The organism is Sphingomonas sp. S-NIH.Pt3_0716 (assembly GCF_003950715.1).
GTDB classification, from domain to species: Bacteria; Pseudomonadota; Alphaproteobacteria; order Sphingomonadales; family Sphingomonadaceae; genus Sphingobium; species Sphingobium yanoikuyae_A.
The window spans coordinates 25,129-49,598 of the sequence record NZ_QLJK01000018.1; the positions used below are offsets into that span (position 1 = coordinate 25,129).

The window sequence follows — 24,470 nt, forward strand, 5'->3', positions numbered from 1 at the left end:
TGGTCCTTCTCGTTACGCGGCCGTCAAATACCTGCATACCAATCATAATTGGCGCGGTCTTCCCAAAAACCGCCCTTGCCCCGACCGATGGACAATAGGCTCTCGACCGCCTCGATCCGCATCAGATATTTGGCCTGTTTATAACCAAGCTGTCGCTCCACCCGCAGTCGTAGCGGCGCGCCATTGGCGACGCTGAGCGGCCGGCCGTTGAGCGCGAAGGCGAGGATGGTCTGGGGATGGAAGGCATCGATCAGGTCGATACTCTCATAATAAGCGGTGCCACCGCCCATGTCGTCGGCGCAGTGGAACACGATATAGCGCGCGCGATCGCGCAGCCCCGCGCCGTCGAGCAGCAGCTTCAATGGCACGCCGCGCCATTTGCCGATCGCGCTCCACCCCTCGACACAGTCATGGCGGGTGATCTGCTCGCGATGGGGCAGGGCGTGCAATTGCGACAGCGAAAGCGACAGGGGCCGGGCGACCAGTCCGTCGACGCGCAACCGCCAGTCGGCAAAGCCGCTGCGCCACAGCGCCTTGTAGGCCGGGGTGTTGGGATTGGCGGTGCCGTTCGCGCGGAAGAAGGGCGAAATCTGCTCGGGCCGGAATTCCTGCGCCAGTGCGTCGCGCGCCATGATTGTGCGCTGCGCCCATGAATGGAAATTGTCGGCGGAAAAGAGGATGTCGCGGGCCAGCGGCTGGCGCGCGATCCGGTCGCATCCCGCCAGCGTCGCGGTCGCGCCCAGCAGCAGGGTGCGGCGGGTCAGGATCATGGCCGGTCCTTAGGCAGGCGATAGCGGCCGGTGATCATCGATCCTATCTCGTTCACCGGGCCGGCCAGCAGCACCATCAGCATATGGACCAGGAAGAAGGCGACCAGCGCGAAAGCGGTCAGGAAATGGATCGACCGCGCCGACTGGCGCCCGCCGAACAGGTCGACCAGCCAGGGCCAGGCGGCGTTCATGCCGGGCGACATGGTAAGGCCGGTCAGGATCAGCAGCGGCAGGGCGATGAAGAGGACGGCGATATAGCTCGCCTTCTGCAGCACATTGTAGCGCAGCGCCGCGGCGCCGGTGGGGAAGCGCAGCCGGGCATGGTCCCTTATGTCCTGCCAGACATGGCGCGGCGCCAGTTCGCCCCGACGAAAGGCGAGGTCGCGGGCGATATGGCCGCCCGCCAGACCCCAGAGCATGTAGAAGAGCAGCGCGAAGGCGAAGATCGGCGCGGCGGTCAGGTGCCAGTGGCGCGACAGCGCCAGATTATAGAGGGCGGGCAGGGTGATCCAGCCGGGGAACCGGTCCAGCTCCAGCCAGGCATGATCGAAATTGGCGCCATAGTGCCCCCAATAAAGGCGGGGATGGGCGTTGAAGATGCCAAGGCCGGAGGTGAAGAGGATATAGAGCAGCAGCGCGTTCAGCCAGTGCCACAGCCGGGTGATCAGGCGGTGGCGGCGGACCATGTCCCCTGGGGCGTAAGGCGGCTCCATGGGCATGACCCTATTGTCTTCCGTCGAAATATCCAGCCGCATCGCGGTCGTTCGCATGTCCAGGCCTGTCGTTGGTCGAATGGCCATGGTGCGCGCCGTGCGATTGCGATCAACGGCTGGCCCTGCAAGGGACTGATGAAGTCGACTTCAAAGAATTTTCGTACAGAAATTTGAATTGATAAAATTCCTCCACGAAATGGGAGTATAAATAAGGTCGCCTGTCACGATTTTCGGCGCTTCGACGCAGATATTGGATGGGTAATATGAAGAGTATCACGTTTTTCATCGCTTCGGCTGTTCTATGTTTTGTTTCGGCGCCTGCCTTTGCGCAGGATTATGCCCCTTTCACGGGTGCCCATGCCGAAATCATCACCGGCTATGATGTGGTCGATGCCAAGGGCGTCAAATCGGCCGACGGCCTGCTCTATGGCCTCAATGCCGGCTATGATTTTGCCCTGGGCGGCCTGATCCTGGGCATCGAGGGCGAGATTTCCGATTCCACCACCCGTCTGCATGTCGCCGGCGGCAAGAGCGAGACCGATCGCGACCTGTATGTCGGCGGGCGGATCGGTGTGCCGCTTGGCAGCAAGGCGCTCGCCTATGTGAAGGCGGGCTACAGCAATGCCCGGATGGAATATGAAGCCAGTGACGGCGAAGGCGGCCTGATCCGCGGCGGCGACAATGGCGACGGGTTGCGGCTGGGCGCGGGTCTGGAATATCGGATCGCCGAAAAGCTCTTCCTCAAGGGCGAATATCGCTATTCCGATTATGAGGCAGGCGTGTCGCGCCACCAGTTGGTGACGGGCATCGGCCTGCGCTTCTGATCGCCCGGAAACCGGGGCTTTCGCGAAGGGGGCGGCGGTCGGGCCGTCCCCTTTTTGCGGCCGGTCGTGCTGCAGTCGCGTTGTCACACTTTTGCAACACAAGCCCTGAAATTGATTGAAATAAAGGCCTTGCCCCTTTGCAAGTGAGTTTGGCGATCCTAGATGGCCACTGCGCTCTCATGATGCAGAGGGGGCGGTTCCTCTCCGAAGTGTCGGAGAAGAATAAGCAGGAGGAAGTGTGACTCTATTTCATATTTTCCTAGCATCAAACCTGAACGCTAGATGAACAATTAAGTCGTAGCGTCATAATAAATATCGAGGACTTTATGAAGACTGTGATTTTCGCAGCGATTGCTGCTGCCGCCGCTGTTTCGGCCCCCGCTTTCGCTCAGGATGCTGCGCCGTTCACCGGTCCGCGCGCTGGCGTCACCATGGGCTTTGACAAGGCGCAGGGCGAAGACGGTTTCAGCTACGGCGTGACCGCCGGCTACGACCTCGCCGTTGCCAACCGCGTGACCTTCGGTCCGGAAGTGTCGTTCGGTGACTCGACCGTCGACGGCCAGGGCTTCGACGCCAGCCGCGACCTCGCCGCTTCGGTCCGTCTCGGCTATGTCGTGACCCCGCAGATCCTGGCGTTCGGCAAGGTCGGCTACGCTTCGAGCCGCATCGAAGCCGCTGGCGCCCACACCTCGCTGGAAGGCGTGCGTTACGGCGGTGGCCTGGAATATTCGGTGACCCCGAACACCTACATCTCGGCCGAATATCAGCGCACCGAGTATGAAGATAATTTCGGTGGCCGTGACGCTGGCGTCGTCGGCATCGGCTTCCGTTTCTGATCCCTCTCGATCGGAATATGGGGAAGGGCGGTCCGTTCGGGCCGCCCTTTTTTTATGTCGGCAGCGGCGTCCGATCGGGCGCGAGCCAGGCCCGGCGCGCGGCCGGGCTCATCAGCGTCTCGCGCGTCCAGTAGGTGAAGAGCCAGTCCTTGTCGCCCAGCGGCGACGCCATCAGCGTGGCATAGGCTGCGGCCGGCGTCACATCGGCGGGCAGGCCGGCCAGCAACTGCCGGGCCATGTGCAGCGAGGCCTGGGTGATGGTCTCATGATAGCCGCTCGTGTCGCTGTTCAGCCCGCCGACGCTTTCATTGTAGCGGCGGATCATGCCGGGCATGTCAATTTCGGCGTCAACATCGGGTCGGCGCAGGATCAGCCACAGCGCGGTCGCGAAATGGGCGCCGTGGGTCCAGTGCGCCTTGGGCAAAGTGCAGGCGCAAAAGCCTGTGCCCAGCATATCGATCTCGTCATCGGTCATCCTCATTCCCCCAAAAGAAAAGCCCCGCCGGTATGGGCGGGGCTTGTCGTCGCGCGGCATGCGCGCAGCCAGTCGTCCCCGGATTATCCGAGTGCGGCTTGCTTCTCTTCGGCCAGGCGCTTGAGTTCCGCCTTGCTCTTCTTCTCGCTCGCCGACTTGAGCTGGCCACAGGCGGCCATGATGTCGCGGCCGCGCGGCGTGCGCACCGGCGCGGAAATGCCGCCCTCGAACACGATCGTGCTGAACGCGCGGATCCGTTCGGGACTCGAGCATTCATAGTCGGTGCCCGGCCAGGGGTTGAACGGGATCAGGTTGACCTTGGCCGGCAGCTTATATTTGCGGATCAGGCGGACCAACTCATGCGCGTCGGCATCGCTGTCATTCTTGTCCTTGATCATCACATATTCGAACGTGATGCGCCGGGCATTGTTCGCCTTGGGATAATCGGCACAGGCCTGGAGCAGTTCCTCGATGCCATATTTGCGGTTGAGCGGCACCAGCTCGTCGCGCACTTCCTTGGTCACGGCATGGAGCGAGACCGCCAGGTTCACGCCAATCTCTTCCGCCGCGCGCGCCATCATCGGCACGACGCCGCTGGTCGACAGGGTGATGCGCCGCTTCGACAGGGCCAGGCCATCGCCGTCCATCACCAGCTTGAGCGCGTCGCGGACATGATCGAAATTATAGAGCGGCTCGCCCATGCCCATCATCACGATGTTGGTGAGCATGCGGCCGTCCGCCGTATATTGCGAATCCTCGTCCGTCTCGTCGTCATTGGCGCTGGCCATGCTGCCCTTGGGCCATTCGCCCAGCGCGTCGCGCGCCAGCATGACCTGGCCGACAATCTCGCCCGGCGTCAGGTTGCGCACCAGTCGCATCGTGCCGGTGTGGCAGAAGCTGCAATTGAGCGTGCAGCCGACCTGGCTCGACACGCACAAGGTGCCGCGATCCGCATCGGGGATGAAGACCATTTCATAATCCTGGCCATCGTCCGAGCGGAGCAGCCATTTGCGGGTGCCGTCGTTCGACACCTGCGCCTCCACCACCTGCGGCCGGCCGACGATGAAGCGTTCCGCCATCCACAGCCGCATCGGCTTGGCCAGGTCGGTCATCTTCTCGAAATCGGTTTCGCCGCGATGATAAAGCCAATGGAACAGTTGCTTGGACCGCAGCTTGGCGGCCTTCTGGTCGAGTCCTGCTTCTTCCAGCACGCCCTTCATCTGGGCGCGGGTCAGGCCCAGCATGTCGACGCGCCCGTCCTCACGGGGCGTCACCGCGCGGGGCACGGGCACAGGGTCGATAAGGCCGGGAATCGGCATGATGGGATTGGCGGCGGAATGCATGGTCGCGCACATAGTCGATTTTGCCGGATTTTTAAAGTGGCGTTGCAATCAGCGTAAACGGGCGCACCCCAGCGCTGCCGCGTCGATCGCCGTGGCCGCGCCGCGCAGCGCATAGCTGTCGGCAAAGGCGCCGCCCTTGGCCGATGTCGATTGCACGCTCATGCTGCTCGCGGAGCGCATTGCGGCGATGATCGCGGCATCGTCCTGCGGATTGGCGGCCCAGGCATCGGCCTGGCCCGCAACCAGCGCGAAACGGCGGTCGCCGACGCTGAGGGAAACCCGCGCATTGGCGGCGCGCGGCCGGCTGAGGCGGAAATGGACCTGGCCCCGGACATGCTGGCGTGGCCAGGTGCCGACGGCAGCAAAACCCTTGGGCGCATCGCCCGCGCGGCGCGGCACCGGCATGGCGATGGCGTAGCAGCGCGGGCCGTTCTGGCCGGCGCCGGGATCGCGAAACGCCCCCCAGCTTTCGAAAATGCCGAGCGAATCGCGCGCCATGGCCGGGCTGGCGAGCAGGACGAGCGGGATCAGCAGGGCGGGCAGGCGGCGCATGGTCCGGGCAAAGCGCAAGCCATCGCCATTTGCAAGCCCGGCTTCGTTTCGAAAGCGCGTCGAGGTGCTTGCCGCCGCCGACATAGCGGTTATGAAGGACCATCCATCATTGCCGCCGGGATTCGACCGAATCCTCGCCATCGACGCAAAAAGAACGGACAGAACAGGGACATGAAGGCCACCATCGAACGCGCAACGCTCCTCAAGAGCCTCAGCCACGTCCAGTCGGTGGTCGAGCGGCGCAACACGATTCCGATCCTGTCCAACGTGCTGATCGAGGCATCGGCGGATGGCGCGATCAAGCTGATGGCGACCGATCTCGACCTGCAGGTCGTGGAAAGCGTGTCGGCCCAGGTCGAACAGGCCGGCGCCACCACCATTTCCGCCCACACGCTGTTCGACATCGCCCGCAAGCTGCCCGAAGGCAGCCAGGTGTCGCTGCAGGCGGCCGACGGCAAGATGCTGATCCAGGCCGGCCGCGCCCGCTTCAACCTGTCGACCCTGCCGCGTGACGACTTCCCGGTGATTGCCGAGGGCGACCTGCCGACCAGCTTCGAACTGCCGGCCGAAACGCTCAAGCAGATCATCGACAAGACGCGCTTCGCCATCTCGACCGAAGAGACGCGCTATTATCTGAACGGCATCTATTTCCACGTCTCGGACGAAGGCTCGCCGGTGCTCAAGGCCGCCGCGACCGACGGCCACCGTCTGGCCCGCGTCACCGTCCCGCGTCCCGACGGCGCCGATGGCATGCCGGGCATCATCATCCCCCGCAAGTGCATCGCCGAACTGCGCAAGCTGCTCGACGAGGTCGAGGGTTCGGTGCAGGTCAGCCTGTCGGCCAGCAAGATCCGCTTTGGCCTGGGCAGCGCGATCCTGACCAGCAAGCTGATCGACGGCACCTTCCCCGATTATAGCCGCGTCATTCCGACCGCGAACGACAAGCTGCTCAAGATCGATCCGCGCAGCTTCGAGGAAGGCGTGGACCGCGTTGCGACCATCGCCACCGAAAAGACCCGCGCGGTCAAGATGAGCCTCGACAAGGACAAGATCACCCTCTCGGTCACCAGCCCGGAAAATGGCACGGCGGCCGAAGAAGTGCCCGGCGCGTTCCAGGGCGAAGGCTTCGATATCGGCTTCAACGCCCGTTATCTGCTCGACATCCTTGGCCAGATCGACACCGACATCGTCGAACTGCACCTGGCCGATGCGGCCGCGCCGACGCTGATCCGCGAAAATGATCGCAGCCCGGCGCTTTACGTTCTGATGCCGATGCGCGTCTGACCGGTCTTGCCGGGAGATCGCTGAATATCAGGGAATCTCCCGGACCCGGCGGGTAATCGCTTCTCAAGCTTTGTCGGTTAGACGATCGGCATGGCTATTGTCCGCAAAACAGATACTGATGCGCCGGCCAGGACCGCGAGCCTGCTGGTTTCGCTGGGTCTGGCCGAAAGCGGCACGGAAGTCGCCGCCAACTGGCTGTCGCGCAGCTTCACCCATGTCGCCGCCCTCTGGCCGCTGATGCTGCTGGCCAAGCTGTGCGTTGCAGCGCTGCTCGGCATGCTTTCCTTCACCCGGCCGGAACATGGCGCCCTGCTGTGCGGCGTGGTGCTGATCGACGGCTTGCTGATGCTGGTGCCGCGCCGGGCGCTGTTCCGCAATCTGCGACCCCATGTGCAGAACTGGCTGATGCTGCCCGCGCTCTTCTGTTCGGGACTGATCTTCAGCCTGTGGCTGGCGCAGGGCAATGGCGTGGCGATGCCGTCCGCCGTGCCGGAAATGGCGATCGCGCTGCTGGCGGTCTGCATCGTCGGCGACCGGCGCCTGCTGGGGCTCAGCTATTTCATGGGGGCGCTGCTGGTGGCCGGCATCGCCCATGCGGGCATGGTGCATCTGGGGCTGCTGGCCAGCTGCCTGGCGGTGATGGCGATCGCCACCCTGCGGCAGGCGGCGGCGGATCGCGAGCGCGCGATCGAACAGCATCGGCAGGATCTCAAGGCGCAGCGTTCCGACCGGCTGCTGGAGGAATATGAACAGTCCGGCCGCGGCTGGTTCTGGGAAACCGATCGCCACGGCCACATCACCTATATCTCCGCCACCCTGGCCGAACCGCTGGGCGTGGAAGCGGGCAGCCTGATCGGCCGGTCGCTGACCGACATCATCCAGCAGGGTGACCGGCAACAGGGCGATGGCGAGCGGACGCTCGGCTTCCACCTCTCGGCCCGGACCGGTTTTGCCGACATTGCGGTGCGGGCTGCGATCGCGCGCGAGGAACGCTGGTGGTCGATCTCGGGCGAACCGGTTTTCAACGAATATGGCCAGTTCCACGGTTTCCGTGGATCGGGCACCGACCTGACCGAAATGCGCCGCAGCCAGGCGGAAGTGACGCGCCTGGCCCAATATGATTCGCTGACCGGCCTCGCCAACCGCGTGCAGATGCTGCAGGCGCTGGAGCAGGCGGTGCTCGGCTCGCGCGGCAAGCAGGGCGAATGCGCGCTGATGATGCTCGACCTCGACCGGTTCAAGAGCGTCAACGACACGCTAGGCCATCCGGCCGGCGATGCGCTGCTGCGCCAGGTCAGCCAGCGGCTCCAGCGCGTGGTCGGCAATCAGGGGCTGGTCGGTCGCCAGGGCGGCGACGAGTTCAAGGTGCTGGTGCATGGTCGCCATGATCGTAACCGGCTCGGCCTGCTGGCACAGGCGATCATCAGCGCCCTGTCGCAACCCTATTCGATCGAGGGCACGGGCGTGGTGATCGGCGTGTCGATCGGCATTTCCTTCTGCCCCGAGGATGGCGTCACCGCCGATGCCCTGATCCGCAATGCCGACCTCGCCCTCTACAAGGCGAAGGGCGACGGACGCGGTGTCTATCGCTTCTATTCGGCCGACATGCACGCCGATGCGGAGGATCGCCGCCAGCTCGAACAGGATCTGCGCCATGCGCTGACGGCGGACGGCCTGCACCTCGTTTATCAGCCGATCGTCAGTTCGACGACCGAGCGCATCACCGGCTATGAGGCGCTGCTGCGCTGGGATCATCCGGTGCGCGGCGCCATCTCGCCCGCCTTGTTCGTCCCCATTGCGGAGGATAGCGGCCTGATCGCGCCGATCGGCGAATGGGTGATGCGCACCGCCTGTCGTGACGCGGCGCAGTGGGATGCTGGCATCCGCGTTGCGGTCAATGTCTCGGCGATGCAATTCGCCAATCCCGGTTTCCCGACCACCGTGATGCAGGCCCTGGCCAGCGCGCAGCTGGCGCCCGAACGGCTGGAGCTGGAAATCACCGAAAGCGTGTTCCTGAACGACAATGACGGCACCGACGCCATGTTCACCCGGCTCAAGGGGCTGGGCGTGCGGCTGGCGCTCGACGATTTCGGCACCGGCTATTCGTCGCTCGGCTATCTCAAGAAGGCGCCGTTCGACAAGATCAAGATCGACCAGAGCTTCGTGCGCGGCGCCGCGATCCGGGGCAGCCGCAACAGCGCGATCATCAAGGCGATCGTCAGCCTGGCCGAGGCGCTGGGCATGGATACCACGGCCGAAGGCGCCGAGACGCGCGACGAGCTGGACCTGATCCGGCAACTGGGGTGCAGCCATATCCAGGGCTATATCTATGGCCGGCCGATGCCCGCCGCCCAGGTGCTGGAAGGGCAGCGCGCCAATGGCGTCTCCGCCCGGTCGGAAGGTTTCCAGTCGAGCCGGCCGGAGCGCAAGGCGATGCTGCGCACGGTCGCCGTCCATCATGACGGCCATGTCTATAATGGCCGCATCCGCAACATCTCCGCCACCGGCGCGATGATCGAGGGGCTGTGGAATGTGCCGGAAGGCACGCAGTTTGCGATCGACCTGTCGGAGGGGCAGAGCGTCGACGCGACCACCCGCTGGTCGCGCGAGGACCGCATGGGGGTGGAATTCGCCGCCCCGATCGACCTTGCCCTGCTTCGCCCGCAAGCGCGCGCACTGGCCGGATAGCGACACAGACGATCGGCCGGGCATTACCCAGCCGGCCGACCTTTCAGAAGAACAGCTTGCGGAAGCTGACCGACACGGTCCGGCCGAGCGGGTCGAGATAGCCCGGCTGATAGCGGACCGGGGTTGCTCCGGTCGCGTCGGTGACGTCGCGGCGGGTGTTGAAGATATTGTCGATGCCGATCGACACGCGCGCGCCGCGCAGGAAGGGATGGGCCTTCACCAGGCTGGGCATCTGGCCGAAATTGGCGAACAGCCGCAGATTGGCGGTCGCCAGGCTGGCAAAGTCCAGCCGCGAACTGCCGCCCAAGGCACCATCGACATGGGTGCCGCTTTCCCAGTCGACGCCCAGCCGGCCGCCAATGCCATTGTTCACATAGCCGACCCGCGCCTTCAGTTCGTGGCGGGGCTGCCCGCCCGACGAGCCGACCGCATCGCCGTCGAGCAGGTTGAGTTCGGGCACGCCCGGCGCGATCAGGATGCTCTCGGTCAGGTGCCAGGTATGATAGAGGCTGAAGGTCAGCCGCCCGCCGGCCTGGCCGGCGCCGGGACCACGGAAACCGCCCGGCCCACCAAAGCCGCCGCCCGGACCACCGGGGCCACCCGGCCCGCGCGGACCATCGCCACCGCCCTGCGCATTATCACCACCCTGGCCGCCATTCTGGCCACCGGGGCCATCATTGCCGCGCTGGTTGTTGTCGCCGTCGCCGCGGGGCGCGCTGTCATTGCCCTCGCCGCGCGGCGGACCGCCCTCGCGATTGCCCTCCGCGCCGTCGCGCGGGCCACGATTGCCGAAGGCGGCGCGCATGTCCTGCAATTCCTTGGGCCGATCCTCGGGCTTGGCGCCGGCCGCGCGCCACGCCTCGATCACCTTCTGGATGTGCGACTTCAATGAGATGGACAGGTCGAAGCCCCAGCGCAGTTGCTCGCTTTGCGAACGCAGATAGTTGATCGGCCGGCCGTCGATGCTCAGCAACTGGCCATCCTCGTCGCGCATGAAGCGCTGCGGGAAGGCATTCTCGATCGCCGGCGTCGGCGTCGGGAAGGCGGAAATGGGGTTGCTGGTCCGGCTGTTGAGATAGGTTGCCGTCAGCGTCAGGTTCGGTTTTTCGAACGGCTTGATCCGCGCGTTGATGCGGAACTGGTCGCGCGTGCTGGATCGCAGGTCCGGGTTGCCGCCGGAAAATTGCGTGACGAACACGGTCTGGCCGGTGGCATAGTCGAACACCGACACGTTGGGCGTCGAAATCACCGGATCGTTGATCTGCGTGCCGGTCGGCGCCGACTTGTCCTGATTGGCCGACACCAGCAACTGCACCGCCGGCACCGGCCGCCAGCGCAGGCCATAGCCCAGCGTCGACAGCGTGCCGAAATCCGACAGATGCTGCGCCCCGGCGTTCATGTTGACGCCGACATCGCCGATCGCGCCCAGGAACCCCTTGGACCGGCTGGTCAGCGGTATGTCGAAACTGACCTGTCCGCTCGCAATCTCGCGATTATAGTCGAGGCCGCGCTCCACGCCCGACCGCACCGAATGGCTTTCAAAGCCATTGGCCGATCCCCCGACCCGCACCGACGTCATGACATTGCCGGCCGGCAAGGTCAGCAGCGATCCGCTGACCAGCAGGTCGCCGCCGATCGCGCGCGATTGCGACCGGGCGCGGTCGGTCAGGCGCGATTGCAGCAGGTCGGCGGTGAAGGCGCCATAGGGATTGACGCTGGCCGATCCGGCATCGAGCGCGGCCTGGATGCCGCCCGTGTCGACGCCGCGATCGGTGCGGGTGCGGGTGTCGGAAATGTCGCCATTGCCGGTGAAGGACCATTGCCAGGTGCCGCCTAGCCGGCCGTTCAGCGTGACGCCGATGTGCCCGGTGGTGCCGCGGATCTTCTGCCCCAGCGCGCCGGCCTGCTCCAGATAGCGATAGAGGCGGACATCGTCGCCAAAGGCGGAGAAGGGATTGCCGCCGGGCAGGGTGAGGGCGGCCGCCGACAGGCCCTGCAGCGAATCATTGTCGGACAGTTCCAGCCGGCCGTTGATCGTCGCCGATATGCCGCCCAGCGCGCGCGCCAAGGTCGCGTTGGCCGAGAAATTCTCGGTCGCGGGGCTGAGCGTGCGATATTTGCTGAGATTGCTGACGCTGGTCTGGTTCGCGCCGGCAACGAAATCATTGAGGCCGGGGGCGCCGTTGGCGGCGCTGCCGGGCACGCTGGCGACCGTCACGGTCTGGCCGGCGGCGGCCGACAGGGCCGGGTCGATCTCTGCTCCGCGGTCGATCGCGGTGATATTGCCGGCCAGCGAATAGGGCATGCTGGGCGCCGCGGCATTGATGCCGCGCTCGCTCTCCAGCAGATCGTCGGCCCGGCTATATTTGACGTTGAGCGTCAGCCGATTGTCGCCCCGGATGCGCAGCACGCCGACTTCGCCCTGGCCATTTTCGCGTCCGCCATCGGTGGTCGTGCCACCGCGCAGGTCGACCGTGGTCGCGCGGAAACGCTGACGCAGGACGATGTTCACCACCTTCTGCGTCGGCGCATAGCCATAGGACAGGGCCACTTCCTCTGGCAGGATGTCGACCCGCGACACCGCTTCGGACGGCAGGTCGGAAATTTCCGAGAAGCTGGAAATACGCTTGCCGTTCAGCAGGATGACCGGCGTGCCATTGGTCTGTGGCGACAATTCGGTGATGATTTCGGAAATCGACGTGACGCCCAGCGCCCGGACATCGGCGGGCGACAATTGCTGTTCGGGCTTGATGTCGCCGGGCACCGCGCCGCGCTGGACCGCGCCGGTGACGACGATCTCGTCGCCCTCGTCCATCTGGGCCGGCGGCCCCTTCTGCTCGGCCTCCTGCGCCATCAGCGCGCCGGGCGCCGCGCTCAGCATCAGTGAAAACAGCAGCAGCGACGTCGTCTGGCGCACGGAAATTTACCCCTAATCTGGACCCTGACAGGATCTCGTTTAGGCCGCACTTGTCGCAAAAATCTGGCAAGGCAAAGACAGTTTTGTCGCAAAGTGTAACGGCGCGTCACATGGTGCAACAAATGCGTGTTCGGGCGTGACCGGCCTCACTTGCGATCCCGCGTCAGTCGGGCATAGACGGGCTTTCGCGGCCGCGCCTGACGGCCGGACGAAGGGGGATTATATGCGCCATTCCATCATCCTGCTGCCCTTGCTGTGCCTGGCCGCACCGGTCGCCGCGCAGCAGCCTGACGATCTCAACCGCGTCATCGACGAAGGGCTGAACCACAGCCAGGTGATGCAGATCGCCCAGCATCTGACCGACGATATTGGCGGGCGCATGACCAATTCGCCGCAGATGCGTACAGCCGAGGCCTGGACTGCCGACCAGTTTCGCCAATGGGGCCTGTCCAATGTCCGCAAGCAGGGCTTTCGCTTCGGTCGCGGCTGGTGGATTGCCGCCTCCTCGGTAAGGATGATCAGTCCGCGCCCGATCCAGCTTACCGCCATCCCCGTCGCCTGGACGCCGCCGACCAATGGCGTGCTGAGTGCGCCGATCATCGTCGCGCCGATGAAGAAGGAGCGCGATTTCGACGCCTGGCGCGGCAAGCTCGCCGGCAAGATCGTGCTGGTGTCGCTGCCGGGCACCGGCGACGAGCCGAACGAGGCTGCCTTCCAACGGCTGAAGGGCGAGGATATCGAGAAGCTCGACAGGTTCGAGCAGCCGAAAAATGATCCCGCGTCGCTGGAGCGGCTGATGAAGCGCCTCAGCTTCACCCGCAAGCTGGAGGCGTTCCTGAAGGCCGAGGGGGCGGTCGGATGGGCGCGGCAATCCTATCGCGACGGCAAGCTGCTCCATGGCGAGGGCTATGATTTCGGCGTCAGCGACACGCCCGCGCTGCCCGGCGTCGAGATCGCGGCGGAGGATTATCGCCGTCTCGCCCGCCTCGCCAAGACCGGCCCGGCGCCGGTGCTGGAAATCAACAGCGACGTCCGTTTCGACGACAGCGACGTCAACGCCTACAACATCCTGGCCGATATTCCCGGCAGCGATCCCAAGGCCGGCTATGTCATGGCCGGCGCGCATCTCGACAGCTGGGTCGCGGGCGATGGCGCGGCGGACAATGGCGCGGGCAGCGCCATGATCATGGAGGCTGCGCGCATCCTGAAATCGCTCGGCATCAAGCCCAAGCGCACGATCCGCTTCGCGCTATGGTCGGGCGAGGAACAGGGGCTGTTCGGCTCGATGGCCTATGTCGACGAATATCTCGCCACCCGCGCACCGGGGCCGAAGGAGGAACAGGGGCGGGAGGAAATGTATTTCCGCTACAAGACTCGTTTCCCGATCACGCCCAAGCCCGGCTATGCGGACCTCAAGGCCTATTTCAACATCGACAATGGCTCGGGCAAGCTGCGCGGCCTCTATGCCGAACGCAATGTCGCCGCCGTCTCGCTGTTGCGCGAATGGCTCAGTCCCTTTGCCAGCATGGGCGCGGGCAATGTCGTGTCGCAGCCGACCGGCGGCACCGATCATGAATATATGCAGGCGATCGGCGTGCCGGGCTATCAGTTCATCCAGGATCCGCTCGACTATGAAAGCCGGGTCCATCACAGCGGCATCGATACCTTCGATCATCTGAAGGCGGAGGATATGCGCCAGGGCGCGGTCGTTCTCGCCGGCATGCTGTTGCAGGCCGCGAACAGCGACAAGACGCTGCCACGCATGCCGCTGCCGACCCAGCCGACGGTCAGCGATCCGTTCAAATATGAGGATCCGGCGCTGGATTGAACGTAACGGGCGGGGCGGCGGCGTCGCCGCTCCGCCTAGCTCTGGGCGTCGTGGAAGATGATGCCCAGCGTATGGCGCATGCCGGACAGGAGCCGGCTGACGCCATGGCGCATCTGCACCCGGTGGACGCCGCGCGTGCCCATCACCGGCCGCTCGCGCACCGGGAAGATCACGGCATCGCCCTTGCGCAGCGGCACCATCTCGGGGCGCGACTGCATGCGCGGGCGTTGCTCGGTCAGGATGAAGGCGCCGCCGGTGAAGTCCGCCTCCGGCTCCGACAACAATATCGCGGCCTGCAACGGGAAGATGGTCGCGCCATAGACATCCTGATGCAGCGCATTCCAGTCGCCCGCCTCATAGCGCAGCAGCAAGGGCGTCGCCTTGTCCTGGCCACCGAGCGCGCACTGGTTGAGGAAATCTGCGTGACGGGCGGGGTAGAGCGCATCGCTCCCCAGCATCGCTGCCCAGCGATTGGCGACCTGCGCCAGCGGCGGATAAAGTGCCTCGCGTAGCGCGGCGACCGGCTCGGGCAGCGGGTAAGTGAAATAGCGATAGCGCCCCCGGCCATAGCCATGGCGCGCCATCACCACCTCCTTGCGGAAGGCGCGGGGCTGGTTCCATAGCGCGATGATCGCGTCGCACTGGTCCGGGGAAAGCAGGGCAGGCAGGCGCGCGGCGCCATGAAGGTCGAGGTCGGTCAGGTCCATGGCGCGCAGCATGGGCGGCGCGGGGCGCTGCGTCATCCCGCGCCTTGCGCTCAAATCTTGCGGATTATTTGGGCTTGCGGAAGCGGTAGAGGAAACGGTCCGTCTTGCCGCGAATGGCGGGATCGAACACCAGCTTTCTATGATCGTCGGCGGGGTTGGCGAGCAGCGGGCTTTGCGCCTCCAGCACGAATCCGGCGCGCAGGAAATCGGCCTTGACCACCGCCGGATCGATCCGGTGCAGTTTGTCCACGACGGCGCGGGTGTCGCCCGCCGGGCCGACATGATCGATGATGCCGACGATCCCGCCCGGTTTGGTCGCGGTATAGAGCGTCTTCACGAAGGCATCGGGGTCGGTGCGCGGAATGCCGAACTTGTCCGACTGCCAGTAGAGATCATGGTAGCTCAGATTGATGATGCTGAAGTCGAAACTGTCGGGCGCCGCCGCGAAGGTCTCGAACGGATAGCGCACCCAGTCGACCTCCGGCCGGCGCGCGACCAGTGCCGCCCATTTGGGCTTCTCTTCCTCGCTGGCGTAGAATTGGCTGGGCTCGAACCCGGTGACCTTGCCCTTGGCGCCGACCGCATCGGCCATGATCTCCGCCCAATAGCCCGATCCGGTCATGATGTCGGCTGCCTTCATGCCGGGCTTGAGACCAAGGAAGGCCAGCGTCTCGGCCGGCTTGCGGCTTTCGTCCAGCGCCCGTGCGTCGGCGGGCCGCTTTGGGTCGGCCACGGCCGCGGCAAGATCGGTCTTGGCAAGGGCGATGATCGGCGTGGACAGGGCAAGGCCGCTCAGGGCCAGGGCAAGCATCAGGCGCATGGATTGTCCCCTCATGGAAGGCGGGCCAGCATGCGCCCGATCGCGCGTCCGTTCAACGATCCGCGCCGATGCCGGTCGATCGATTCCGGTCGTTGGTCGAAGGGCGAGGCAGGCCTGACGCGTCCACTCGGCTCTCCACATGCACGTTCAGGCCCAATCATATTGTCATGGTTAACGGGCTCGGCTTGGGACGGCGCGGGGGCAGATGATAAGGAGAAAATGATGTCGCACCCGATGAAATTAGCCCCCATTGCCATGGTGTTGGTGGGCTCGCTGGGGCTGGGTGGCTGTGCCACGAAATCCTTCGTGCGCGAACAGGTGGCGACCGTGAACCAGCGCGTCGATGCGCTCGACGCCAAGCTGCAGACCACCGACGGCACGGCGCAGCAGGCTCTGGCCCAGGCCCAGTCGGCCGCCGGTCAGGCCCAGAATAACGGTCAGCGCCTCGATCAGTTGAACGCCCGCGTCGACGGTGTCGAGCAGCAGATGCGCGAAGCCAAGACCAAGCGCGCCAGAAACTGATCGCGCAACTGATCACGTAGCCGATCAAGCTACCGATCCGGTCGGGCTGGTCCCGATCCCGTGCCGGCGCCCCCGCTTCATGGGGGCGCCGGCCCCATTCCCGGATAGGCTCCTCCATGCACAAATTCCCATGGGCGCTGGCGATGCTGGCGCTGTTCGGTGCCTCTCCCGCGCTGGCGGCCGCGCCAGAAGCGGCCGCGTCCGAGAAGCCCGCGCCTGAAACCCCACGATCGCCCGATGCGCGCCGGGTGATCGACTGGATTGCCGCGACCGGCGACAATCATGGCCTGCCTTATGCTATCGTCGACAAGCAGGCGGCTCATGTCTTCCTGTTCGATGCCAGGGGCAAGGCGCTGGCCGATGCGCCGGTGCTGATCGGCATCGCGCCCGGAGACGATGCCACGCCAGGCGTCGGCAAGAAGAGCCTGGCGGAGATCGGCCCGGCGGAAAAAACCACGCCGGCCGGGCGTTTTCTCGCCAAATTCGGCCTGGCGGCGGGCAAGCAGCGCGTGCTGTGGGTCGATTATGCGACCTCGGTCGCGATGCACACCATCCCCAAGGGCAATCCCAAGGAAAAGCGGCGCGAGCGCATGCTGTCGCCGACGATCGAGGATAATCGCATCACCTTTGGCTGCATCAACGTGCCGATCGCCTTCTATAATCGCGGCCTGCGCCCGCAATTTCTGAAAAAGGGCGGCTATGTCTATGTGCTGCCGGACACAAAGCCGCTCGAAGCGGTTTTCCCTCCCCTGCATGTCCAGTCTTACCGGAAGGCGGACGCATCCTCATAAGGCGGGAGCCACGCGCATGACGATCCGGAGGGCAAGCGGCCTGATACTGGTTGCGGCGGCGGGGTTGTCGCCGGGCAGCGCGCAAGCCGGCTTCTATTCGGGCGAAGCGCTGCTGGAAAGCTGCACCGCCGACCGCAATGCCAAGGATTTTTTCGAGAAAAGCTATGAATGCGTCGGCTATGTCGCCGGCGCGGTCGATGCGTTCAACACCACGCGCGAAGTGAACGGCCTCAAAAGCTGCATCCCCGCCGATGTGACTGAAGGGCGCCACCGTCGACTATCTGCGCGCCAATCCAGACAAGCGCGCCCAGTCCGCCTCCGCCCTGGTCTTCACCGCCACGCGCCAGGCCTGGCCCTGCCCCAAGGCAAAGGCCAGGCCCAGCGTGAAAAAGAAACGGAAATAGCGCTTATTTCGCGGCTTTGCCGACGGGCCGCATATAGAGGCGCGCCATTGCCGCCTCCATCTTCGCCCGATCGACCGACAGGATCACGCGCTGCGCCTGCTCGCCCAGATGCGGGCGATAGGATTCCGTCCAGGACAGGGTGTCGCCATAAGCCGCCGTCTGGCTCGTCTCGAAATCGACCCACAAAGTCTCGTCCTTCGTCACGATCTCCGGATTGAGCCAGGCCATGGCGACGATCTCGTCCCACATCGGATAGCCCGGTTCCAGCCCGGTCTGGAACAGCTCGCTCAGCGGGGTATGGGCGGGCTTCAGCCCGTCGAGGAAGGCGCGGGTCCATTGCGTGCCGGTGGACGGATCGACCGGGATCATCGTGATCTTCTTCCACGGCGCATGGGCAAAGATCTTCGCCGCTTCGGGATCCCAGCGGATGTTGAACTCGCGGCGCGGCGAATTGACGAATTCGCGGGCGAACTGCTCGGCCGACGGCCCTTCCAGCACCTGATGCGGGGCCAGGCTGCCGCCCATATAGAGGATTTCCTTCACATTGGCGGCAAAGCTGGGGTCCAGGCTCTGGGCGATGGCGATATTGGTCATCGGCCCGGTCGCGAACAGGGTGATCTCGCCCGGATGCGCCTTCACCATCCGCACCAGGAAGGCGGCGGCAATCTCGGCGCTGGGCTTCGTCCTGGGGTTGCCGATCGGCAGGTCGGGCACCTTGGTCGGATCGGTCGATCCGGGATGCTCCTGGATCGTGTCGCCCGGCCAGTAATCGGTCCATGGCCCCTTGAACACCAGCCGGCCATATTGGCCTTCCCAGCGCTTGGTCGCCTCGGCGCTGTTGAGCAGCGGGAAGGTCGCGCCGGGCACCACCGGCACGTCGGTCCGGCCCAATATCTCCAGCGTGCGCAGCGCATAGGCGGTCGCCGTGTCGCGCCACACCGATCCGCTGGTGGTGGTGATGCCCAGCACCTCGACATCTGGGCTTTGCAGCAACAGCAGCGGCACGCCGTTGAGGCCGATCATGTCGTCGTCGACGATCACCAGCCGCTTGGGGCTTGCCGGCGCGGCGGGCTTCGCATTCGCGCCCTGCACGCCCAGCATCAGCGCCAGCGCGCCCAGCATGATCTTCATCGTCCGCATTGCGTCAAACCCCCATTTCGCTTCGTCCCGCCGCCTGTTAGGACGGTGTCATGCGCAGCCTCTATCCGCCGATTGAACCCTACGCCACTGGTCATCTTGACGTAGGCGATGGCCACAGCCTCTATTGGGAACGGTCCGGCACGCCCGGCGCCAAGCCCGCAGTCTTCCTGCATGGCGGGCCGGGCGGCGGCATATCGCCCGATCATCGCCGCCTGTTCGACCCCACCCGTTATGACGTGCTGCTGTTCGACCAGCGCGGCTGCGGTCGATCGACCCCGCATGCCCATCTCGACGCCAACACCACCTGGCATCTGGTCGCCGATATCGAGCGCTTGCGCGAGATGATGGGCGTCGACCAGTGGCTGGTCTTCGGCGGCAGCTGGGGATCGACCCTGGCACTGGCCTATGCGCAGGCGCATGTCGCGCGCGTCACCGAACTGGTGCTGCGCGGCATCTTCACCATCCGCCAGTCAGAGATCGACTGGTATTATCAGCAGGGCGCCAGCCGCATCTATCCCGACAAGTGGGAACGCTTCGTCGCGCCGATCCCGGAAGGCGAGCGCGACGACATGGTCGGCGCCTATCGCCGCATCCTGACCGGTGACGATCGCGCCGCGCAGGTCGCCGCCGCCAAGGCCTGGAGCGTCTGGGAAGGCGAAACCATTCGCCTGCTGCCCGACGACGCGCTGTCCGCCACCCATGAGGGCGATGATTTCGCGCTCGCCTTTGCCCGGATCGAAAATCATTATTTCGTCCATCGCGGCTGGCTGGAGGACGGCCAGCTGATCCGCGAGGCAGGCAAGCTGGCGGGCATTCCCGGCGTCATCGTCCAGGGCCGCTACGACATGGCCTGCCCGGCCGAAACCGCCTGGGCGCTGCACCGCGCCTGGCCGCAGGCGCACTTCGAAATGATCGAAGGCGCCGGTCATGCGTTCAACGAACCGGGTATATTGGATGCGCTGATCCGCGCGACCGACGGATTTGCGGCATGATGGAAGGAAAAGACGTGCGGACTATGATGTTGCTGGCGACGGCGCTGTTTCTCGCCTCCTGTGGCGGCGGCGATGAGGTGACGGCGGTCGAGAACCGGAACATGCCCGAAACCGGCGCAGCGGCTGAAGTCGCCAAGCTCGACCCCGACCTGCGCAACGGCGTTCTGGAAAAGGCGATCAAGGCATCGGGCGTCGCCTGCCCCTCGGTCACCGGCTCGGAACGCGCCGAAATCCGGCCGGGCGTCAAGGGCTGGAAGGCCCAGTGCGACAACCAGACCGCGCATCTGATCGAAATCCTGCCCGACGGCACCGCCAAGGTGACCAGCCGGACCCATTAAGCGGGAAAGGCGTCAAGCGGCGCGCGGGACGATGCGATCCAGTTCGCCGTTCAGCGCTCGCTTGGCTTCCAGCAGTTCATAGTCGATCTGGAGGCCCAGGAAAAAACCTTCCGACATACGGAAATAGCGGGCCAATCGAAGGTCGAGTTCACCGTCCATTGGGTGGTCGCCGTCAATCACGGCTTGCACTCGATCCACCGGCAAACCGATCGCGGTTGCCAATTCCGCCACGGTCATATTCAGCGGTTCCATGAACTCCAGCCACAGCATTTCGCCGGCATGCGCATTATGCAGCCAGTCAGGGTTATCGGTAGTGGTTGGTGATTTCGACATTATGCGCGTGTCCGTCTTTCCAGACAAAGCATATACGCCATTGCATGTTGATGGAAATTGAATGTTGCCCGGCCCGATCGTCGCTCAGCGCATGAAGGCGATTGCTGGGTGGGTTACGCAGGTCGTCCAGGTTGCGGGCGCGGTTGAGCAGCTTCAGCTTAGAAAGCGCGCGGTCTTGTATAACCGAAGGCCGCTTGCTGCTGCGCTCACCATTCCAGATTTTTTCGGTCTCGGGATTGGCGAAGGAGCGGATCATGGCGGTATATTCCCACAGGACGACAATTTAATCTGGCGCAACCTGCATCAGATTTGAATCGACGTTTACCGTCGTGGGGCCTTTTACGTCTAAGGCATAGGCCGGTAGCAGCCAGTCCTACCGCCCGAACTTCCGCGTCGTCTTCCCGAACCGTCCTTTCCGTGTGCCCGGCTTGCCCTCGGTCGCGCGGCCGCGTGGCGCCGCCACCTGCTGGTCCGCTGGCAGGCCCAGTTCTTCCGCCTCCAGCTTGCGGATCTCGTCACGGATGCGGCCGGCTTCCTCGAACTCCAGGTCCGCCGCCGCCGCGCGCATCTTCTTCTCCAGATCCTCGATATAGGCGCGCAGATTATGGCCGACCAGATGCGGGCGATCCTCCAGGCCCGTCTCCACCGTGACCTGATCCTTGGACGCGACATGGGCGATGATGTCGCCGATATTCTTCTTCACGGTGAAGGGCGTGATGCCATGCGCATCATTATAGGCCTGCTGCTTTTCGCGGCGGCGGGAGGTCTCGTTGAGCGCGCGTTCCATGCTGCCCGTCACCCGGTCGGCATAGAGGATGACGCGGCCGTCGACATTGCGGGCGGCGCGGCCGATCGTCTGGATCAGCGATGTCTCGCTACGCAAAAAGCCTTCCTTGTCCGCGTCGAGGATCGCGACCAGCCCGCATTCGGGAATGTCGAGCCCCTCGCGCAGCAGGTTGATGCCGATCAGCACGTCATAGACGCCCAGGCGAAGATCACGGATCAGCTCGATACGCTCCAGCGTCTCGACGTCGCTATGCATGTAGCGGACCTTGATCCCCGCTTCATGCATGAACTCGGTCAGATCCTCGGCCATCCGCTTGGTCAGCGTGGTGACGAGCGTGCGGTACCCCTGGGCCGCGACCTTGCGGCATTCGTTGATCAGGTCGTCGACCTGGTCCTCGACCGGCTTGATCTCGACCGGCGGGTCGATCAGGCCAGTAGGGCGGATCACCTGTTCGCTGAACACGCCGCCGGTCTGCTCCATCTCCCATGGACCGGGCGTCGCCGAGACGCTGACCGTCTGCGGCCGCATCGCATCCCATTCGTTGAAGCGCAGCGGCCGGTTGTCGATGCAACTCGGCAGGCGGAAGCCATATTCGGCGAGGGTAATCTTGCGCCGATGGTCGCCCCGCGCCATCGCGCCGATCTGCGGCACGGTCTGGTGGCTTTCATCCACGAACAGCACGGCATTTTCGGGCAGATATTCAAACAGCGTCGGCGGCGGTTCGCCGGGCAGGCGACCGGTCAGGAAGCGGCTGTAATTCTCGATCCCCGCGCAACTGCCGGTCGCCGCGATCATCTCCAGGTCGAAATTGGTGCGCTGTTCCAGCCGCTGCGCCTCCAGCAGCTTGCCTTCGCCCTCCAGCTCCTTCAGCCGCTCGGTCAGCTCGAAGCGGATCGCCTCCATCGCCTGCTTCAAGGTCGGGCCGGGGGTCACATGGTGGCTGTTGGGAAAGACCTTCACATAATCGAGGCTGGCGACCTTCCTGCCGGACAGCGGATCGAACTCGACAATCTCCTCAATCTCGTCGCCAAAGAAGCTGATGCGCCAGGCCGTATCCTCATAATGGGACGGGAAGATTTCCAGATTGTCGCCCTTCACGCGGAAATTGCCGCGCGCGAAACCGGCATCGTTGCGCTTATACTGCAGCGCCACCAGCTTGCGGATGATCTCGCGCTGGTCCTCGATCCCGCCCTTCTTCATGGAGAAGGTCATGGCCGAATAGGTTTCGACCGACCCGATGCCGTACAGGCAGGAGACGGACGCGACGATGATGACATCGTCTCGCTCCAGCAGCGCACGGGTGGCCGAATGGCGCATCCGGTCGATGCTTTCGTTTACCGAGCTTTCCTTCTCGATATAGGTGTCCGACCGCGCGACATAGGCTTCGGGCTGATAATAGTCGTAATAGCTGACGAAATATTCGACCGCATTGTCGGGGAAGAAGCTCTTGAACTCGCCATAGAGCTGAGCCGCCAATATCTTGTTGGGCGCCAGGATCAGCGCTGGCCGCTGCAACGCCTCGATCGTCTTGGCCATGGTGAAGGTCTTGCCCGAACCGGTGACGCCCAGCAGCACCTGGTCCTTCTCGCCCTGCTCCGCCGCCGCCACCAGTTCGGCGATCGCGGTCGGCTGGTCGCCCGACGGTTCATAGTCGCTGACCAGGGTGAAGGGCCGTCCGCCCTCGCTCTTCTCCGGGCGCGCGGGCCGGTGCGGCACGAAGTCCTGGCCGGTTTCGGGTTCGTCAAGGCTGGTGCGGATCTGAATCGACATGGGCGTAATATGGGGCCTTTGGACAAGGGCGCAATCCGCGCCCTGGCAAGTCAGGGCTGCAATTCGAACGCGCTCTTGGGCGGCGGCGGATAGATCACCGGCTTGTCACCGAACCGCGCGCGCAGGACAGTCTCGCGGCGCTCGTCATCGACAATCTCGACATTCACTTCTTCAGGATATTTCAGGCTGACATGAAATTTCCTGTCTCTGACCTCATATTCCAACACTGACCAGCGCATGTTGGGGTCGTCGGGTTCCAGATACCAGGCTTCCCATAGAAGGTCGGCCAAATTCGTTCGTTGCGAATCGTACCAACGCACAATTTTGCCTTCATCCTTGAAAATGCTGATGTCGACCCATCCTTCACCGATTTCGACATAGAGAAACACGCCATTAGGATCGCCTCCCACAGTTTCAGCAAGCTCTTGCCCGATCTCGTTCATGAGCGGCCCCAGCTTCTCCAACTTATCGGATCCCATTGACCTCGCCTTTCGCCTCATTCGCGAACTCTCGGACGCGCTTCCTGCCATCAACATACCAGGTAACCGTAAGGTGGTAGGGGCGCTTAGAGGTTCCCTCATAAAGTGGCACAATGTCCGCGATGACCCTTTTTTCTGCGCGTAAAGCCTTGGCCCATCCATCTTCCATAGCGCGGTAGGCGCCTCGATTGAAATTCCGATCCTGGGCGAAATGGTTGAAGCTGTCGCCGGGACCGTTGAAACGGGCAGCAATGAAATGACCACCATCGTCACCGGGGCGACGATCCGGCTGACCTGCTTGAGCTTGCGCTTGGCGGGAGCGCTTGGCGATCGGCCCATCCGTAAGTTCGGCAATAATTTCTCTTGGGCGAGCGATGACGTCGATATCGAACGCATAGCCATTTCTCACTTCCCGCTGCCAGTTCGAGTTCAGTAGCTGGCTTTCCAGCGACGGTGGATCAGCCGGATCGGGCGGCAAGTCCCCGCCATGCGTATCCATATAATGGGCAAGGGCGACGACCTTGTTCTTGGCTGCCCGACCCGCATCCAGATAGGTCTGATGTGGCAGCTTCAGCCGTTGTCCGATCTGCAAGGGTTGATCGAGCGGCATGTTGTTCAGCCAGGCGAGGTCCGCAGCCGTCAGCCCCTGGCGCTGGGCGGCGATATGGCTGAGCGTGTCGCCCTGCTTGACCATGTAGAGCGAATGATTGGCGGGGTGATCGGCGCGAAAGCGATCGCGATCGGGAGCACCATTTCGTCTTGTCGCCGACGGTGGCCGTGCGACGCCGGTGCCACCGGGACGGGACGAAGGCGCATTTGCGTTGCCACCCGTGGCGCCGAAATAGCGGCCCTGTCCACGGAAGGTGAAGCGACCGTTTTCCTCGTCATGCCAGGGATTGAATTTCACCTCGATCGCGTCCGGCCCGATACGCCGACCGGTGCGGAGATAAAGACTGAATGCGGTTTCGCGATTGGATCGAATAGACTCCCTCTCGGTCATCGACACGCGCCCCCCCCCCCAATAATGAAAGGATCGCCTATCACAATTCAAAGAACAAATCAAGAACGAATGATCGGGGAGCGCACCTCAGCACCTTGCCACGCCCCGCCGCCCCGGATCGCAATAATCCCGATATCCAGACCCGCCGCCGCTTGCT

General features: G+C 64.2%; 23 protein-coding genes and 1 pseudogene. 10 read left to right on the forward strand and 14 right to left on the reverse strand.

Annotation, left to right across the window (positions count from 1 at the left end; translation table 11 throughout):
• Positions 1-23: 23 nt before the first annotated feature.
• The gene (locus BRX37_RS15320; RefSeq protein WP_125988021.1) at positions 24-770 is read right to left on the reverse strand and encodes a molybdopterin-binding protein; all 747 of its coding nucleotides are present in this window, start codon (positions 768-770) and stop codon (positions 24-26) included.
• Positions 767-1,456, reverse strand: coding sequence for a cytochrome b/b6 domain-containing protein (locus tag BRX37_RS15325; protein WP_318276705.1), 690 nt, complete (start codon positions 1,454-1,456; stop codon positions 767-769). The genes BRX37_RS15320 and BRX37_RS15325 overlap by 4 nt, the downstream gene beginning before the upstream one ends.
• Before the next feature lie 290 nt (positions 1,457-1,746).
• Here BRX37_RS15325 and BRX37_RS15330 point away from each other — a divergent pair, with 290 nt between their 5' ends.
• Positions 1,747-2,307 (forward strand): outer membrane protein, encoded by a 561-nt coding sequence (locus tag BRX37_RS15330; RefSeq protein ID WP_037507272.1) that lies wholly within the window; start codon positions 1,747-1,749, stop codon positions 2,305-2,307.
• Between the two features lie 326 nt (positions 2,308-2,633).
• On the forward strand, positions 2,634-3,143 hold the full coding sequence (locus tag BRX37_RS15335) for an outer membrane protein (protein ID WP_004209879.1): 510 nt from the start codon (positions 2,634-2,636) through the stop codon (positions 3,141-3,143).
• A 52-nt stretch (positions 3,144-3,195) separates the two neighbouring features.
• Here the strand turns inward: BRX37_RS15335 and BRX37_RS15340 are convergent, their stop codons facing one another.
• From BRX37_RS15340 to BRX37_RS15350, 3 genes are all read right to left on the reverse strand, one after another.
• Positions 3,196-3,618 (reverse strand): hypothetical protein, encoded by a 423-nt coding sequence (locus tag BRX37_RS15340; protein ID WP_125988025.1) that lies wholly within the window; start codon positions 3,616-3,618, stop codon positions 3,196-3,198.
• Between the two features lie 83 nt (positions 3,619-3,701).
• Positions 3,702-4,961 carry a dual-specificity RNA methyltransferase RlmN gene (gene rlmN / locus BRX37_RS15345; RefSeq protein WP_004209881.1) on the reverse strand — a complete coding sequence of 420 codons (1,260 nt, stop codon included), beginning with the start codon at positions 4,959-4,961 and terminating at the stop codon, positions 3,702-3,704.
• Between the two features lie 48 nt (positions 4,962-5,009).
• Positions 5,010-5,513: a hypothetical protein gene (locus BRX37_RS15350; protein WP_170978346.1), complete on the reverse strand. Its 504-nt coding sequence runs from the start codon at positions 5,511-5,513 to the stop codon at positions 5,010-5,012.
• 171 nt (positions 5,514-5,684) lie between these two features.
• Here BRX37_RS15350 and dnaN point away from each other — a divergent pair, with 171 nt between their 5' ends.
• The gene (gene dnaN, locus BRX37_RS15355) at positions 5,685-6,797 is read left to right on the forward strand and encodes a DNA polymerase III subunit beta (RefSeq protein WP_004209883.1); all 1,113 of its coding nucleotides are present in this window, start codon (positions 5,685-5,687) and stop codon (positions 6,795-6,797) included.
• 90 nt (positions 6,798-6,887) lie between these two features.
• A complete protein-coding gene (locus tag BRX37_RS15360; protein WP_125988027.1) occupies positions 6,888-9,485 on the forward strand; it encodes an EAL domain-containing protein in 2,598 nt (865 codons plus the stop codon).
• Between the two features lie 43 nt (positions 9,486-9,528).
• Here BRX37_RS15360 and BRX37_RS15365 read toward each other — a convergent pair whose 3' ends face one another.
• The gene (locus tag BRX37_RS15365; RefSeq protein WP_125988029.1) at positions 9,529-12,402 is read right to left on the reverse strand and encodes a TonB-dependent receptor; all 2,874 of its coding nucleotides are present in this window, start codon (positions 12,400-12,402) and stop codon (positions 9,529-9,531) included.
• Positions 12,403-12,625: 223 nt separating this feature from the next.
• On the opposite strand from BRX37_RS15365, the gene BRX37_RS15370 reads away from it, so the two are divergent.
• A complete protein-coding gene (locus tag BRX37_RS15370) occupies positions 12,626-14,230 on the forward strand; it encodes a M20/M25/M40 family metallo-hydrolase (RefSeq protein WP_125988031.1) in 1,605 nt (534 codons plus the stop codon).
• Between the two features lie 35 nt (positions 14,231-14,265).
• On the opposite strand, the gene BRX37_RS15375 is transcribed toward BRX37_RS15370, so the two are convergent.
• On the reverse strand, positions 14,266-14,973 hold the full coding sequence (locus BRX37_RS15375) for a 2OG-Fe(II) oxygenase (protein WP_125988033.1): 708 nt from the start codon (positions 14,971-14,973) through the stop codon (positions 14,266-14,268).
• Between the two features lie 28 nt (positions 14,974-15,001).
• Positions 15,002-15,757, reverse strand: coding sequence for a class I SAM-dependent methyltransferase (locus BRX37_RS15380; protein WP_125988035.1), 756 nt, complete (start codon positions 15,755-15,757; stop codon positions 15,002-15,004).
• A gap of 255 nt (positions 15,758-16,012) precedes the next feature.
• Here BRX37_RS15380 and BRX37_RS15385 point away from each other — a divergent pair, with 255 nt between their 5' ends.
• The 3 genes and pseudogenes from BRX37_RS15385 (at position 16,013) to BRX37_RS27335 (ending at position 17,474) form a co-directional block, all read left to right on the forward strand.
• Positions 16,013-16,279 carry a hypothetical protein gene (locus tag BRX37_RS15385; protein ID WP_010336512.1) on the forward strand — a complete coding sequence of 89 codons (267 nt, stop codon included), beginning with the start codon at positions 16,013-16,015 and terminating at the stop codon, positions 16,277-16,279.
• Positions 16,280-16,395: 116 nt separating this feature from the next.
• Complete coding sequence (locus BRX37_RS15390; protein ID WP_125988037.1) at positions 16,396-17,070, forward strand: hypothetical protein; 675 nt, start codon at positions 16,396-16,398, stop codon at positions 17,068-17,070.
• A gap of 16 nt (positions 17,071-17,086) precedes the next feature.
• Positions 17,087-17,474 (forward strand): annotated as a pseudogene (locus BRX37_RS27335) (Rap1a/Tai family immunity protein).
• 3 nt (positions 17,475-17,477) lie between these two features.
• Here the strand turns inward: BRX37_RS27335 and BRX37_RS15400 are convergent.
• Positions 17,478-18,605, reverse strand: coding sequence for a nucleoside hydrolase (locus BRX37_RS15400; protein ID WP_251007540.1), 1,128 nt, complete (start codon positions 18,603-18,605; stop codon positions 17,478-17,480).
• Positions 18,606-18,664: 59 nt separating this feature from the next.
• Between BRX37_RS15400 and pip the strand changes: the two genes are divergently transcribed.
• Both pip and BRX37_RS15410 read left to right on the forward strand, forming a co-directional pair.
• Positions 18,665-19,606: a prolyl aminopeptidase gene (gene pip, locus BRX37_RS15405; protein ID WP_125988041.1), complete on the forward strand. Its 942-nt coding sequence runs from the start codon at positions 18,665-18,667 to the stop codon at positions 19,604-19,606.
• A 23-nt stretch (positions 19,607-19,629) separates the two neighbouring features.
• Positions 19,630-19,944 carry a hypothetical protein gene (locus BRX37_RS15410; RefSeq protein ID WP_037490849.1) on the forward strand — a complete coding sequence of 105 codons (315 nt, stop codon included), beginning with the start codon at positions 19,630-19,632 and terminating at the stop codon, positions 19,942-19,944.
• A gap of 12 nt (positions 19,945-19,956) precedes the next feature.
• Here BRX37_RS15410 and BRX37_RS15415 read toward each other — a convergent pair whose 3' ends face one another.
• The 5 genes from BRX37_RS15415 to BRX37_RS15435 form a co-directional block, all read right to left on the reverse strand.
• Positions 19,957-20,277, reverse strand: a complete 321-nt coding sequence (locus tag BRX37_RS15415; RefSeq protein WP_206434164.1) for a HigA family addiction module antitoxin — start codon at positions 20,275-20,277, stop codon at positions 19,957-19,959.
• Complete coding sequence (locus BRX37_RS15420; RefSeq protein ID WP_125988043.1) at positions 20,249-20,533, reverse strand: type II toxin-antitoxin system RelE/ParE family toxin; 285 nt, start codon at positions 20,531-20,533, stop codon at positions 20,249-20,251. Before BRX37_RS15420 ends, BRX37_RS15415 begins: the two co-directional genes overlap by 29 nt.
• Before the next feature lie 117 nt (positions 20,534-20,650).
• Entirely contained in the window at positions 20,651-22,834 is a 2,184-nt protein-coding gene (gene uvrB / locus BRX37_RS15425) for an excinuclease ABC subunit UvrB (protein WP_125988045.1), read from the reverse strand.
• Between the two features lie 50 nt (positions 22,835-22,884).
• Positions 22,885-23,313, reverse strand: a complete 429-nt coding sequence (locus BRX37_RS15430; protein ID WP_010336523.1) for a hypothetical protein — start codon at positions 23,311-23,313, stop codon at positions 22,885-22,887.
• Positions 23,300-24,313, reverse strand: a complete 1,014-nt coding sequence (locus BRX37_RS15435; RefSeq protein ID WP_125988110.1) for a LysM peptidoglycan-binding domain-containing protein — start codon at positions 24,311-24,313, stop codon at positions 23,300-23,302. Before BRX37_RS15435 ends, BRX37_RS15430 begins: the two co-directional genes overlap by 14 nt.
• Between the last annotated feature and the right edge of the window lie 157 nt (positions 24,314-24,470).

What these genes read in the sequence shown, in the direction of transcription:
- BRX37_RS15320 (WP_125988021.1), bottom strand. Translation starts at nt 770, where the DNA reads ATGATCCTGACCCGCCGCACCCTGCTGCTGGGCGCGACCGCGACGCTG.
- BRX37_RS15325 (WP_318276705.1), bottom strand. Translation starts at nt 1,456, where the DNA reads ATGGTCCGCCGCCACCGCCTGATCACCCGGCTGTGGCACTGGCTGAAC.
- BRX37_RS15330 (WP_037507272.1), top strand. Translation starts at nt 1,747, where the DNA reads ATGAAGAGTATCACGTTTTTCATCGCTTCGGCTGTTCTATGTTTTGTT.
- BRX37_RS15335 (WP_004209879.1), top strand. Translation starts at nt 2,634, where the DNA reads ATGAAGACTGTGATTTTCGCAGCGATTGCTGCTGCCGCCGCTGTTTCG.
- BRX37_RS15340 (WP_125988025.1), bottom strand. Translation starts at nt 3,618, where the DNA reads ATGACCGATGACGAGATCGATATGCTGGGCACAGGCTTTTGCGCCTGC.
- rlmN (WP_004209881.1), bottom strand. Translation starts at nt 4,961, where the DNA reads ATGCATTCCGCCGCCAATCCCATCATGCCGATTCCCGGCCTTATCGAC.
- BRX37_RS15350 (WP_170978346.1), bottom strand. Translation starts at nt 5,513, where the DNA reads ATGCGCCGCCTGCCCGCCCTGCTGATCCCGCTCGTCCTGCTCGCCAGC.
- dnaN (WP_004209883.1), top strand. Translation starts at nt 5,685, where the DNA reads ATGAAGGCCACCATCGAACGCGCAACGCTCCTCAAGAGCCTCAGCCAC.
- BRX37_RS15360 (WP_125988027.1), top strand. Translation starts at nt 6,888, where the DNA reads ATGGCTATTGTCCGCAAAACAGATACTGATGCGCCGGCCAGGACCGCG.
- BRX37_RS15370 (WP_125988031.1), top strand. Translation starts at nt 12,626, where the DNA reads ATGCGCCATTCCATCATCCTGCTGCCCTTGCTGTGCCTGGCCGCACCG.
- BRX37_RS15375 (WP_125988033.1), bottom strand. Translation starts at nt 14,973, where the DNA reads ATGACGCAGCGCCCCGCGCCGCCCATGCTGCGCGCCATGGACCTGACC.
- BRX37_RS15380 (WP_125988035.1), bottom strand. Translation starts at nt 15,757, where the DNA reads ATGCGCCTGATGCTTGCCCTGGCCCTGAGCGGCCTTGCCCTGTCCACG.
- BRX37_RS15385 (WP_010336512.1), top strand. Translation starts at nt 16,013, where the DNA reads ATGGTGTTGGTGGGCTCGCTGGGGCTGGGTGGCTGTGCCACGAAATCC.
- BRX37_RS15390 (WP_125988037.1), top strand. Translation starts at nt 16,396, where the DNA reads ATGCACAAATTCCCATGGGCGCTGGCGATGCTGGCGCTGTTCGGTGCC.
- BRX37_RS15400 (WP_251007540.1), bottom strand. Translation starts at nt 18,605, where the DNA reads ATGAAGATCATGCTGGGCGCGCTGGCGCTGATGCTGGGCGTGCAGGGC.
- pip (WP_125988041.1), top strand. Translation starts at nt 18,665, where the DNA reads ATGCGCAGCCTCTATCCGCCGATTGAACCCTACGCCACTGGTCATCTT.
- BRX37_RS15410 (WP_037490849.1), top strand. Translation starts at nt 19,630, where the DNA reads ATGATGTTGCTGGCGACGGCGCTGTTTCTCGCCTCCTGTGGCGGCGGC.
- BRX37_RS15415 (WP_206434164.1), bottom strand. Translation starts at nt 20,277, where the DNA reads ATGTCGAAATCACCAACCACTACCGATAACCCTGACTGGCTGCATAAT.
- BRX37_RS15420 (WP_125988043.1), bottom strand. Translation starts at nt 20,533, where the DNA reads ATGATCCGCTCCTTCGCCAATCCCGAGACCGAAAAAATCTGGAATGGT.
- uvrB (WP_125988045.1), bottom strand. Translation starts at nt 22,834, where the DNA reads ATGTCGATTCAGATCCGCACCAGCCTTGACGAACCCGAAACCGGCCAG.
- BRX37_RS15430 (WP_010336523.1), bottom strand. Translation starts at nt 23,313, where the DNA reads ATGGGATCCGATAAGTTGGAGAAGCTGGGGCCGCTCATGAACGAGATC.
- BRX37_RS15435 (WP_125988110.1), bottom strand. Translation starts at nt 24,313, where the DNA reads ATGACCGAGAGGGAGTCTATTCGATCCAATCGCGAAACCGCATTCAGT.